Origin of the sequence: Bradyrhizobium sp. 482_C4_N1_8, assembly GCF_052075965.1 — a bacterium.
Lineage (GTDB): Bacteria > Pseudomonadota > Alphaproteobacteria > Rhizobiales > Xanthobacteraceae > Bradyrhizobium > Bradyrhizobium barranii.
Window position 1 is genome coordinate 3,036,380 of the sequence record NZ_CP197231.1, and the last position, 12,286, is coordinate 3,048,665.

The following is a 12,286-nucleotide window of genomic DNA, read 5'->3' on the forward strand; positions in this document are numbered from 1 at the left end:
TCCAGAGACGTCGAAGCTTCACCGAGAGGCCGCGGCGTACTGAATCCCCCGCTCCAGTGCGCACTGCGCACAAGGCGGGGGATGACGGTTGTGTGTGTGGGAATAGCCGGGCTCACCACCCCAGCAGTTCCGGCTTGCGCGGCAGCTCGACGGTCTTGACCTTCTCGAGCTTGATCGTGCCCTTGGCCATGAGATCGTTGAGGTCGCCGTCGGTCGCACCCGCGATCTTGGTGCGATAGAGGTCGACCTTCAGCGTGCCGCGGTGGTCCTTGTCGGTCCAGGTCGAGGGATTGCAGACGCCGTCCATTCCGGCCGGCACCCAGTCCTTCTTCTGGTAGAAGCCCTTGGCGACGTTCTCGCCGGTCGCCCCGCCGTTCTTGGCAGCCCAGTCGAGCGCCTCCCTCATGTAGAGCGCCGAGCAGACCGCCGCGATGTAATGCACGGGTCGGTAGACCTTGCCGGTGGGGTCGGACATCTTGGAGATCTCCATCACCGTCTTCATGCCGGGCGCATCGCCGCCCCAGCTCACTGCGGTGCGCAGCGGGAAGATCACGCCGTTGGCGGCGTCGCCGGCAGTCTTGGCGGCGTTCTCGTCCATGCCCCAGACATTGCCGAGGAACTGGATCTCGACGCCAGCGGTCTTGCAAGCCTTCAGGACGGAGATGTTGGAAGCCGCGGTGTTGCCGAGATAGGCGTAGTTGGCACCCGAGGATTTCAGGCTCAGGCACTGCGCGCTGTAGTCACCTGGTGTGAGCGCGAATACCAGCGGCGGCAGCACCTCGAGGCCGAGCTCCTGTGCCATGGCTTCGCCGGCGGCCTTCGGCGCGTTCGGATAGGGGTGGTTGGCGCCCATGTGGACGAATTTCGGCTTGCCGGGCTTGCCCTTGGCCTTCCAGTCCTCGGCCGCCCACATCAGCATCGCGCGCAGCGAGTCCGAATAGCTCGGGCCGTAGAAGAAATTGTAGGGCGCCGGCTTGGCCTTGCCGCTGACACCTTCGGGATCGGTGAGGGCTGCGGCATAGGAGCCGGAGAGGTCGGGAATCTTGTCCTGGGCAAGGAAGCCGGTCAGCGCTTCGGTGTCCGCGGTGCCCCAGCCCATGATCGCGGCGACCTTGCTGTCCGGCGCCGACCATTTCTTGTAGAGCGCGATCGCGCGCGGCACCTGGTAGCCGTAGTCGTTGGTATCGACGTTGAGCTGCTTGCCGCCGACGCCGCCGTTCTTGTTGACCCAGGCGAAGGTGTCGGCGACGGCCTGGCCGTAGGGCGTGCCGACGTCGGAGGTGCCGCCGGAATAATCGGCGAGATGGCCGATCGCGATCTGCGCCTGCGCGCCGGCCGAGAATGCGGCGATCGCCAGCGCGAGCGATGCAGTGCTCAAAAGGGATTTTGTCTTCATTGGTTGCCTCCTCCTGTTTATTTGTTGGTTAGAGAGTTGCCCGTGCTCAATGCGAGAACGGGTAGAGTTTCCAGTACGCCTTGATCTGTCGCCAGCGATGGGCGAGCCCGTCCGGCTCGAACATCAGGAACGCGATGATGATCACTCCGATCGCGATCTCGCGCAGGAAAGTGATGTTGGTGTTGAGCGACAGTGCCTTGTCGATCGCGCCGCCCTTGAGATAGTGGCTGATGAATTCCATCGCCTCGGGCAGCAGCACCACGAAGGCAGTGCCCATCAGCGTGCCCATGATCGAGCCGGTGCCGCCGATGATGATCATGGCGAGGAACAGGATCGAGCGCTCGATGCCAAAGCCCTCCTGCGAGACCACGAGCTGGTAATGCGCATAGAGCGCGCCGGCGATGCCGGCGAAGAAGGCGGCGAGCCCAAACGACAGCGTGCGGTATTTGGTGAGGTTGATGCCCATGATCTCGGCGGAGAGATAATGGTCGCGGATCGCTACCAGCGCGCGGCCGTCGCGTGTGCGCATCAGATTGGTGACGAGGATGTAGCTCGCGATCACATAGGCCAGGACGACGTAGAAATATTGCCTGTCGCCGCGCAGGGTGAAGCCGAAGATCGAGAACGGATTGGCGCTGGCCGGCACCGAGCCGCCGGTGAACCACTCCGCGCGGGAGAAGAAGTCGAGCAGGATATATTGCGCCGCCAACGTTGCGATGACGAGGTAGAGTCCCTTCAGTCGCGCCGCCGGGATGCCGAAGATCAGCCCGACCAGCGCGGTGATCACACCCGCGAGCGGAATCGCGAAGAACACCGGGATCGGCGCGTTGTTGGAGATGTAGGCCGAGGTGAAGGCGCCAAGCAGGAAAAAGGCGGCATGGCCGATCGAGATCTGGCCGGTGAAGCCGACCAGGATGTTGAGGCCGAGCGCCGCGATCGAGAAGATGCCGATCTGGATCAGGATGCTGAGCCAGTACCCGCCAAGGAATTGCGGCACGAGGCAGAGCAACAGCACGCCGATGATCGCAAAGTTGCGGCTGGTCGTGGTCGGGAAGACCGTGGTGTCCGCCGCGTAGGAGGTGCGGAAATCACCAGCAGGGATGAGGGCAGGGCCGGCCATGGATCAAATCCGCTCGATGTCGTGGGTGCCGAACAAGCCGTAGGGCTTGATCATCAGCACGATGATGAGGACGTAGAACGGTGCGATCTCGTAGAGATTGCCCCAGTGCAGATACTCGCTGTCGACATATTGCGCGATGTTCTCAAGCAAGCCGATGATGATGCCGCCGAGCACGGCGCCGCCAACTGAATCGAGCCCGCCGAGGATCGCCGCCGGGAACACCTTGATGCCGTAGGCCGCAAGTCCCGAGGACACGCCGTTGACGACGGCGACCACCACGCCAGCGACCGCCGACACCGTCGCGGAGATCGCCCAGGCCATCGCGAACACGCTCTTGACTGAGATGCCGAGCGACTGCGCGACCTGCTGGTTGAACGCGGTGGCGCGCATGGCGAGGCCGTACTTCGAGGCGCGGAAGAACCAGGCCATGCCGATCATCATGGCGACCGAGACTACGAGGCTCATGACATAGACGGTCTGGATCTGAAGCCCGAGCAGGCTGACCGACTGGCTCTCGAACACGCGCGGGAACGGTTGCGGATTGACGCCGAACATCCATTTCAGCGTGGCCTGGAGCACGGTCGAGAGGCCGATCGTCACCATGATTACCGAGATGATGGGTTCGCCGATCATCGGCCTCAGGATCAGGACCTGGATCGCGATGCCGAATACGAACATGAACACCAGCGTCATCGGCATGCCGATCCAGAACGGCACCTGGTACTTCGCAAGCAGCGCCCAGCACACCCAGGCGCCGACCAGCAGCAGTTCGCCTTGCGCGAAGTTGACGACCTGCGTCGCCTTGTAGATCAGCACGAACGACATCGCGACCACGCCATAGAGCGTGCCGACCACGAGGCCGTTGACCAGGAGCTGGATGAGGAAGGCGGTGTTCATGTCGATGTCCGCGCAAAATGCAGAAGCGATGACGGTGCGCCCTCTCCCCTTGCGGGAGAGGGTGGCTTCGCGAAGCGAAGCCGGGTGAGGGGTTCTCTCGGCAGCGACGGTGCGGAGAGAGGACCCCTCACCCGAGTGAGGGTGTGGCAAGCGGCGGAGATGCCCTCTCCCACAAGGGGAGAGGGCGCATCGGCTGGCAGCGCGGTATCGGTTCGAAGCAGGCTCACTCCGCGGCCTCCGCCATATGCCCATGTCCGCCCAGATCCACCACGCGCAGCGTCGTTCGCACGCGTTGCGTGGTGCCGTCCTGGAAGCGGATCACGGTGTCGACGGGGATGTCGGCATCGCCGCGGTAGATCGCGTTGATGATGCCTTCGTATTTCTCGTTGATGACGCTGCGGCGCACCTTTCGGGTGCGGGTGAGCTCGCCGTCGTCGGCGTCCAGCTCCTTGTAAAGCAGCAGGAAACGCGAGATGCGTTGCGCCGGTGGCAATGTGGCGTTGACGGTCTCGACTTCCTTCTTGAGCAGCGCGTAGACCTCCGGCCGTGAAGCTAGGTCACTGTAGGTCGTGAACGAGAGCCGGCTCTTCTCCGCCCATTTCGAGATGATGGAGTAACGGATGCAGATCATCGCCGCGAGCGCGTCGCGGCCGGCCCCTAGCACCACGGCCTCCGCGATATAGGGCGAGAACTTCAGCTTGTTCTCGATGAATTGGGGCGAGAAGCGCTCGCCGCGCGAGGTCTCGGCCAGGTCCTTGATGCGGTCGATGACGACGAGCTGCTTGTTATCGTTGAAGTAGCCGGCGTCACCGGACAGCATCCAGCCGTCCTTGATGTCGGCGACGCTCGCCTCGGGGTTCTTGTAATAGCCGAGGAACATGTTGGGATGCCGCACCACGATCTCGCCGACGCCGTGGACGTCGGCATTGTCGATGCGGATCTCGACGCTGTCGGCCATCGGCACGCCTGTCGTGTCAGGGTCGACCTTGCCCTCGGGATGCAGCGTGTAGGCCCCTAACATTTCCGTCTGGCCGTAGAGCGTGCGCAGCGGCACGCCCATGGCCTGGAAGAACTTGAAGGTATCAGGGCCGAGTGCCGCGCCGCCGGTCGCGGCTGAACGCAGGCGGGTAAAGCCGAGGCGGTCGCGGAGCGCGCGGAACAGGATTGCGTCGGCAAAGCTCGAACGTTTGCCGTCTGCGAGCGCGGCGAGGCCGCTCTTCATGCCGATGTCGAACAGGCGCTGCTTGAAAGGCGTTGCGTCCATCACCTTGGCGCGGACGTCGGCGGCGATGGATTCCCAGACGCGCGGCGCAAACAGCACGAACGTCGGCGCGATTTCGCGCAGATCGTTCATCATCGTATCAGGCTCTTCGACGAAGTTGATCTTCATCCGGCACAAGAGGCCTTTGCCAAGCACGTAGACCTGCTCCATGATCCACGGTAGCGGCAGCACGGAGACGTATTCGTCGTCCGGCCCCTTCGGATCGAAGGCGAGATAGGTCGCGCAATGGCCGAGCACGCGGCCGGCGGCGAGCATGGCGAGCTTCGGGTGCGAGGTGGTGCCCGACGTGGTGCAGAGAATCGCGACATCCTCGCCCTTGGTGGCATCGACGAGGCGATCGTAGAGCTCCGGCTCACGCGTGGCGCGGCCGCGGCCGAGTTCGGCGAACGCTTCCGCCGACATCAGTCGGGGATCGTCGTATTTCCGCATGCCGCGCGGATCGGAATAGATGATGTGCTTCAGCCGCGGCACACGCTCGGCAAGCGCGAGCAGCTTGTCGACCTGCTCTTCGTCCTCGGCGAAAACGACCTGCGCCTCGCCATAGTTGAGGAGGTAGGAGGCTTCCTCGTCCAGCACGTCGCGATAAAGCCCAAGGCTCAATCCACCGATGGCGTGGGTCGCCACTTCCGCCGCGACCCAGTCCGGCCGGTTGTCGCCGATGATGCCGATGACGTCCTCGCGCCCCAGGCCCAATTCGATGAGGCCGAGCGCGAAGTCGCGTACGCGGGTGTGGTAGTCATTCCAGGTGAAGACGCGCCAGAGCCCGAGATCCTTTTCGCGCAACGCGATCTCCTTGCCGTGCTCCCTGGCATTGAGCCGCAGCATCTTCGGATAGGTGTCGGCCTGCGCGACGCGGCCCGCGTAATCCATCATGCCGCACTCTCCTGCGCTGGCGGAGCATCGTCCGGATCGACCAGCACCTCGTCCTCCTCGCCGAGATAGGCGCGCCTGACGTGGGGATCGGCGAGCACGGCGGCCGGATCGCCCTCGGCGATCTTGCGGCCGAAATCGAGCACCATGACGCGGTGGGAGATGTCCATCACCACGCCCATGTCGTGCTCGATCATCACCACCGTCATCCCGAACTCCTCGTTGAGGTCGACGATGTAGCGCGCCATGTCCTCCTTCTCCTCGAAGTTCATGCCGGCCATCGGCTCGTCGAGGAGAATGAGGCGCGGTTCCAGCGCCATGGCACGGGCGAGCTCGACGCGTTTGCGCAGGCCGTAGGAGAGGGTGCCGGCTTGCGCCTTTCGCACCGACTGGAGATCGAGGAAGTCGATGATCTCCTCGACCTTGCGGCGGTGCTCGAGTTCTTCCTTGCGCGCGCCGGTGAGCCAGTACAGCGATCCCGTGAGGAAATTGTTGTTCAGGAGGTGATGGCGCCCGACCATGATGTTGTCGAGCACGCTCATGTGGTGGAACAGGGCCAGATTCTGGAAGGTGCGGCCGATGCCGAGCGTGGGGCGCGCGTTCGGCGTCAGCCCTGTGATGTCGCGGCCCCGGTAGAACAGCTGGCCCTCGGTCGGCTTGTAGCGGCCGGAAATACAATTCACGATCGAGGTCTTGCCGGCGCCGTTGGGGCCGATGATCGAGAACAGCTCGCCGTCATTGATTGCAAAGCTGACATTGGTCAGCGCACGGACGCCGCCGAATCGCAAGGACACGCCGCGCACTTCGAGACTGGTAGCCACCAAACAAATCCCTCCCGGTGATGGCGCATTCAGCGGCGCTCTTCGTCCGTTCCTGTCGGGCGATCCTAGTACGGCCGTGCCGGTGAGGCCATGCAGCTATTGGTCTCGACCGGCGCCGCGCCACTCTTGCTCCCGATCGGGATCAAAAGCCGCATCGCCCAAGGTGGTCCTCAATAGGGGAAAGCGCTATTTTGAAATGTCTCCCGCCTGACAATTCTGCGACAAAGTTTTTTCAGGCGGGAGTGGCCTTCATCTTTCGTCGGATGGTGGTCGAAGCGATCGTGTTGCAGTGCAGCAGAGAGATTGGGTGGCGAACGGTGCGGCTGGCTTCGGCATCATGATTTCAGAGGATCAACTGAAGCGGGTCGCCGCCTGGTCGCGCGAGCTCACGGACGCGGAGATCGAGGTCGCCCGCACCGGGATCACGGAACGGTTCTACCGCACCGGTGAGACCGTGTTCATGCGCGGCGATACGTTCAGCTATTGGGCGGGCATGGTGAGCGGCCTGGCACGGATGGGCGGGGTCTCGCGCGACGGCAAGGAGACGAGCCTTGCGGGGCTGACGGCCGGGGCCTGGTTCGGCGAGGGCAGCGTGCTCAAGAACGAGCCGCGCCGCTACGACGTGGTCGCGCTGCGCGACAGCCGCGTCGCGCTGATGGAACGCAGCGCCTTCATGTGGCTGTTCGAGAACAGCGTCGGCTTCAACCGCTTCCTGGTGCGCCAGCTCAACGAGCGGCTCGGCCAGTTCATCGGCATGCTCGAGGTCAACCGCACGCTGGATGCCACCGCACGCCTCGCGCGCAGCATCGCCTCGCTGTTCAATCCGATCCTCTATCCCGAGTCGACCGCGCATCTGGAAATCACCCAGGAGGAGATCGGGGCGCTCTCGGGCATGTCACGGCAGAACGCCAACCGCGCGCTGAACCGGCTGGAGAAGGAGGGGCTGCTGCGGCTCGAATATGGCGGCGTCACCATTTTGGATGTCGAGCGGCTGCGCGGCTACGGGGACTAGCGCGCGTTTGCGGGAGCGTGGACCGGCCAGAGGTCGGCGCGCCAGCGGATCGCGATCGCCAGCATCGCGATGAAGCCTGCGGCGGCGTAGAGCGAGCCCGTCGCGGAATAGCCGATGATGTCGATCAGGCTACCGGCCGCGAGCAATCCGAGCGGCAGGCCGTAGATCACCATCATGCGGACGCCCATCACGCGGCCGCGCAGGTGTGCGCTCGCCGTCCGCATCAGGATCACGGCAGCTGAGATCATCGACATGCTCTGGGCGATGCCGGCGAGAACGAGGCAGGCCATCGCCACCGGCATGGTCCTGATCTCGACGAACACCAGCAGCATGGCGTACCAGGCCAGCGTCGCGCCGATGAGAAGCCGGGCAATGCGCAGTCCGCTGACCAGGCTGAGCGTGATGGAGCCGATCAGCGAGCCCACGGCGAAGCTCGCCGAGAGATAGCCGAGGCCGGTCTGGTCGGTATGAAAGATGTCCCGCGCGATGTAGGGCAATAGTCCGCCGGTGAAGGGAAATGCGGTGAGATTGGCCAGGAAGGCGACGCACAGCGCCGCGCGCATTCCCGGGCCGTTCCAGGCATAGACGATCCCTTCCTTGAGGTCGCCCAGCAATCGCGAGACCGCGTGGCTGTTCGCCGGAAGATCGCTCGTCGTGACGGTCCTTTTCGGCCGGGTCAGGCAGAGCATGAGAAGTGCGGCCGCGAGATACAGACAGGCGATCGCCACATAAACGAGGCCGATGCCGAGGACGGCGAACAGACCTGCGCCGGTCAGCGCTCCGGCGATGCGGGCGCTGTCCTGGGTCGTGCGCGCAACGCTGATGGCGCCCACCAGTTGCTCGGCCGGCATGATCTCGGCAAGCAGCGCGCCGCGAACGCCGAGATCGGAGGGGCGGATCAGGCCCATGAGCGCGACGATGATCATCACGCTCAGCGGCGACAAATGACCGGTCAGCGCCAGAACCATGATGGTCGACGAGAGCGCCGTATAGGCAAGGCGCATCACGACCAGGAGATCGCGATGCCCGATCCGGTCGCCGATCATGCCGAGCACCGGCGCGACCAGGGTCCCGACGAACTGCAGCGACGCAAGCACGGTGAGCAGCAGCACCGAGCCTGTCTCGACCATGATGTACCAGCCGAGCACCAGCGTCTCCACTTCGAACGCCCACGAGGTGAGCAGATCGGACGGCCACTGGAAGCGATAGTTGCGGATGCGGAATGGCGCGAGTGCGGAAGGTCGTGCGGATGTGCTCAAGATGCGATGACGGGTTTCACGGCGATTCCCCCTTGTTTTTGTTCTTCTGTTGGCAGGGTAGCCCCGGCCATGCCCCTGTCAATTGGCGCTACCGCATGCCGCCATGCTTGCCGACGATTTGCGGTGCGCCAGTGCGCCCACAGCATCGCTTCGTCGCCCGGCCGATACGGAGAGGCTGACCAACCGCCGCTTGCTCTTCCCGTGCGACGAGCCCATGCTTGCCAGGTTCCTGGGCCCATCCGGCAGGTCCAGGAGCTCGCGCCATCGCGGCTTCCGCGAGGTCCTGACCCATGAACTGCTCTTGCTGTGGTTTAGAGGTCCAGAGCGGCTTTGCCTTCTGCCCGAAGTGCGGCACGAAGCAGCCGAACGCGTGCCCAGGCTGCGGGTTTCCATGCGCGCCGGATTTCGCCTATTGCCCGAAATGCGGTGCCTTCGTCGCTGAGGTCCCCACAGGCGGGCAGGCATCGGCGCGGACGAGCCCGACGACGCTTCCGATCCGGTCCTCCTCGCCGCCGCTCGTGCCGGCGGAGGAGGCTCAAGCCGCATTTCGAGCTCCGTCGGACAAGATCGACAGCGAGGCGAACCGCCGCACCATCACCGTGCTGTTTGCCGACCTCAGCGGCTTCACTGCGATGAGCGAGCGGCTCGACCCCGAGGTCATGCAGACGCTTCAAAACGAATTGTTCGAGGAGCTGACGGCCGCGGTGCAAAGCTTTGGCGGCTTCGTGGACAAATTCATCGGCGATGCGCTGCTGGCTCTGTTTGGCGCGCCGGCGGCGCACGAGGACGACCCGGAGCGGGCGGTGCGCGCTGCCCTCGACATGATCGGCCGGACGGCGCGCCTCAGCGAACGCGCGAAGGCGTATGCCGGTTCACCGCTGCTGCTCCATGTCGGCATCAACACCGGGCACGTCGTCGCGGGCGGGCTCGGTGCGGGTGTTTCCAAATCCTATTCGGTGACCGGCGACACGGTGAATACCGCCCAGCGGCTACAGTCGATGGCGGCTCCGGGCGAGGTGCTGGTCGGGCCGTTGACCCACCGTCTGACGCGGCATGCGTTCTCCTATGACTCGCTTGGCGAGGTCTCGCTCAAGGGCAAGATGGGCAGCGTGCTGGTCCACCGTCTGAAGGAGCCGCTCGACACGCCCCGTGCGGCGCGCGGTCTCGACACGCTGGGCCTCAATGCGCCGTTGATCGGGCGCGACGCCGAGCTTGCGCGCCTGATCGGCAGCCTTGATCGCGCGTGCGGCGGCGCGGCCCAACTGGTGCGGCTGGTCGGTGAAGCCGGCATCGGGAAAACGCGCCTGGTCAGCGAGTTCGTCGCGCGCATCCGCGACCAGGATCGATTCGCCGGCGTGGCGATCCGGCACGCGGCGTGCTCGCCGCTGGGCGAACAATCCTACGGCACTCTCGCCGCCGTGCTGCGCAGCGCCTATGGCATTGCGCAGAAGGTGGGCGCCGCAGAGGCGGAGGCGAAGGTCGCGGAAGCGCTGTCGGAGCTTGGCCTCGCGACCGACGAGGCGGACCGCCTGATGCCCCTCTATCTGCACGTCCTCGGCCTCGGCGACCCCAACGCCGCGCTGAGACATGTCGAGCCCGAACAGCTCCGCCGGCAGATATTCTTCGCGATTCGCACCGTCTTCGAACGCCGCCTGGCACTGTCGCCACTGCTGATCATCGTCGAGGATCTGCATTGGGCCGACGCGGTGTCGCTTGAAGCGTTGCGGTTCCTGATGGATCGGTTGGAGCGGACGCGGCTGATGCTGCTGTTTACGCATCGGCCGATGCTCGAACTGGACCAGTTCGGTTCGAGCAGGATCAGTCACACTACCCTTCGGCTGCCCCCGCTTGGCGACGCCGACGGCCAAAGGCTGCTCGCGGCCTATTTCGGTCACGGTTGGCGTGAACCGCCGGGAGCTCTGTTCGGTCGAATCCTCGATCGCGCCGGCGGCAATCCGCTTTTCCTCGAGGAGATCATACGCGGCCTCATCGAGGCCGGCACACTGGAGCGCGACGGCGCGCAGTGGCGGATGAAGTCGGATGAAGCCGCCGCCGATATCCCGGCAAGCATTCAGGCGCTGTTGCTGGCGCGTCTCGACCGGTTGCCGCATCAGGTGCGCCGCCTGGCACAGGAGGCTGCGGTGATCGGCCCGCGTTTTGATGCGGCTGCTCTCGGTGCGGCGGCAACCGAGCCGGCAAGGGTTGAAGCAGGGCTCGAGCTTCTGTGCGACGCGGAGATCATCGAGGAGATCGCGGGCGCGAACTCGATTTCGCTGCGGACGTATCGCTTCACGCAAACCATGCTTCAGGACGTGATCTATCAAAACCTGCTTCTGCAGCGCCGGATCGAGCTCCATGGACGGATCGGCGGGGCGCTCGAGAGGCTCTATGGCACCGAGCCCGAGCGCCTCGAAGATATCATTCTGCTCGGACATCACTTCAGTCTGAGCGCGAGCAAGCCGAAAGGCGCGCGCTATCTGCGCGCAGCCGGCGATCGCGCACGCGCCAGCTATGCCAACGACGATGCCATCCGTCTCTACCAACAGGCCCTCGCCGTGCTGTTGACCGGCGTCGAACGGGAGCCGGAACGTCTGGTCCTGTACGAGCGGATTGCGGACCTTTGTGGCGCGGCTGGCCGCCGGAACACGGCCGAGGAGCACTATCAGAGCGCGTTGGAGGGGCACCGCGCCATCCAGGACCGGATCGGCGAAGCGCGAATTCTTCGCAAGCTTGGCCGATTGCTGTGGGACGCCGGCAAGCGGATCAAGGCAGAGGCGCATTACGCCGAGGCGGCCAACCTGCTTGGAGGGACCGACGCGCCCATCGAGTGGGCGCATCTCCTGCAGGAGCGCGGCCGTCTCGCGTTTCGGACCGGCGATCATGTCGCCGCCGCAAGATGGGCAGACGAGGCGCTCGGCTATGCGCGGTCCGTACCGGCGGACGCGGACGAGCAGGCCGGTCTCGAGGCGGCACGCGCGATTGCGGAGGCCCTCAACACCAAGGGGGTTGCGCTAGCGCGGCTTGGACGACACGAGGAGGCGGTGCGCGAGGTGGAGCAAAGTGTTGCAGCCGCCGAAACCGCCGGCCTTCTCAACGTAGCCTGCCGCGGCTACACCAATCTCGGTGTGCTCTACACGATCGTCGACCCGGCGAAAGCCGTGGAGGTCTGCCGGTGTGGACTCGATGTCGCGCGTCGGATCGGGGATCTCGGCTTCCAGGCGCGTCTTCTCGCCAATTTTGCCGTTGCCTGTTGCACGTTCACGGACAGATGTACCGAGGAAGGGGTACCGGCTGCCGAGAAGGCGATCGAAATCGACCGTGCGCTCGATCAGCGCGAGCATCTCTCCGTGCCGCTGATCGTGCTCGGGCAAATCCATCAATGCCATTTCCGCCCCGATCTGGCCGCCCTCTGCTACAATGAGGCTATCGAGGTGGCGAACGAAACCGGCGAACCGCAGCAGCTCTTTCCATGCTATGATGGTCTTGCCACGCTGAGCCTTGATCGAGGCGACATGCCCGAGGCCGACCGATATTTCGCGCTGGCCCATGATGTCTGCGCTCGCCACGGGCTCGATCCTGCCGGGCTGATCGTGCTGCCATTTCTTGACTAGGTCATATGAAGGAGTTCA

General features: G+C 64.6%; 8 protein-coding genes. 2 read left to right on the forward strand and 6 right to left on the reverse strand.

Annotated elements, in window-relative coordinates; genetic code table 11:
• Positions 1-112 precede the first annotated feature (112 nt).
• The 5 genes from AB7Z56_RS14100 to AB7Z56_RS14120 all read right to left on the reverse strand — a co-directional run bounded on the left by AB7Z56_RS14100 (position 113) and on the right by AB7Z56_RS14120 (position 6,386).
• Positions 113-1,396, reverse strand: coding sequence for an ABC transporter substrate-binding protein (locus AB7Z56_RS14100; protein WP_354141798.1), 1,284 nt, complete (start codon positions 1,394-1,396; stop codon positions 113-115).
• 46 nt (positions 1,397-1,442) lie between these two features.
• On the reverse strand, positions 1,443-2,516 hold the full coding sequence (locus AB7Z56_RS14105; RefSeq protein ID WP_354141799.1) for a branched-chain amino acid ABC transporter permease: 1,074 nt from the start codon (positions 2,514-2,516) through the stop codon (positions 1,443-1,445).
• Between the two features lie 3 nt (positions 2,517-2,519).
• Positions 2,520-3,413, reverse strand: coding sequence for a branched-chain amino acid ABC transporter permease (locus AB7Z56_RS14110; protein WP_014493866.1), 894 nt, complete (start codon positions 3,411-3,413; stop codon positions 2,520-2,522).
• Between the two features lie 223 nt (positions 3,414-3,636).
• Positions 3,637-5,568: a long-chain fatty acid--CoA ligase gene (locus AB7Z56_RS14115; protein WP_354141800.1), complete on the reverse strand. Its 1,932-nt coding sequence runs from the start codon at positions 5,566-5,568 to the stop codon at positions 3,637-3,639.
• The gene (locus AB7Z56_RS14120) at positions 5,565-6,386 is read right to left on the reverse strand and encodes an ABC transporter ATP-binding protein (RefSeq protein WP_441256345.1); all 822 of its coding nucleotides are present in this window, start codon (positions 6,384-6,386) and stop codon (positions 5,565-5,567) included. Before AB7Z56_RS14120 ends, AB7Z56_RS14115 begins: the two co-directional genes overlap by 4 nt.
• A gap of 337 nt (positions 6,387-6,723) precedes the next feature.
• On the opposite strand from AB7Z56_RS14120, the gene AB7Z56_RS14125 reads away from it, so the two are divergent.
• Positions 6,724-7,398 (forward strand): Crp/Fnr family transcriptional regulator, encoded by a 675-nt coding sequence (locus AB7Z56_RS14125; RefSeq protein ID WP_354124070.1) that lies wholly within the window; start codon positions 6,724-6,726, stop codon positions 7,396-7,398.
• Here the strand turns inward: AB7Z56_RS14125 and AB7Z56_RS14130 are convergent.
• Positions 7,395-8,657 (reverse strand): MFS transporter, encoded by a 1,263-nt coding sequence (locus tag AB7Z56_RS14130; RefSeq protein WP_063982175.1) that lies wholly within the window; start codon positions 8,655-8,657, stop codon positions 7,395-7,397. The two genes, AB7Z56_RS14125 and AB7Z56_RS14130, sit on opposite strands and share 4 nt — an antisense overlap.
• Positions 8,658-8,947: 290 nt before the next feature.
• Here AB7Z56_RS14130 and AB7Z56_RS14135 point away from each other — a divergent pair, with 290 nt between their 5' ends.
• Entirely contained in the window at positions 8,948-12,268 is a 3,321-nt protein-coding gene (locus AB7Z56_RS14135; RefSeq protein WP_441256346.1) for an adenylate/guanylate cyclase domain-containing protein, read from the forward strand.
• The last annotated feature ends 18 nt before the right edge of the window (positions 12,269-12,286 follow it).

Excerpts from the sequence above, each read along its gene's own strand:
- AB7Z56_RS14100 (WP_354141798.1), bottom strand. The coding sequence starts at position 1,396 with ATGAAGACAAAATCCCTTTTGAGCACTGCATCGCTCGCGCTGGCGATC.
- AB7Z56_RS14105 (WP_354141799.1), bottom strand. The coding sequence starts at position 2,516 with ATGGCCGGCCCTGCCCTCATCCCTGCTGGTGATTTCCGCACCTCCTAC.
- AB7Z56_RS14110 (WP_014493866.1), bottom strand. The coding sequence starts at position 3,413 with ATGAACACCGCCTTCCTCATCCAGCTCCTGGTCAACGGCCTCGTGGTC.
- AB7Z56_RS14115 (WP_354141800.1), bottom strand. The coding sequence starts at position 5,568 with ATGATGGATTACGCGGGCCGCGTCGCGCAGGCCGACACCTATCCGAAG.
- AB7Z56_RS14125 (WP_354124070.1), top strand. The coding sequence starts at position 6,724 with ATGATTTCAGAGGATCAACTGAAGCGGGTCGCCGCCTGGTCGCGCGAG.
- AB7Z56_RS14135 (WP_441256346.1), top strand. The coding sequence starts at position 8,948 with ATGAACTGCTCTTGCTGTGGTTTAGAGGTCCAGAGCGGCTTTGCCTTC.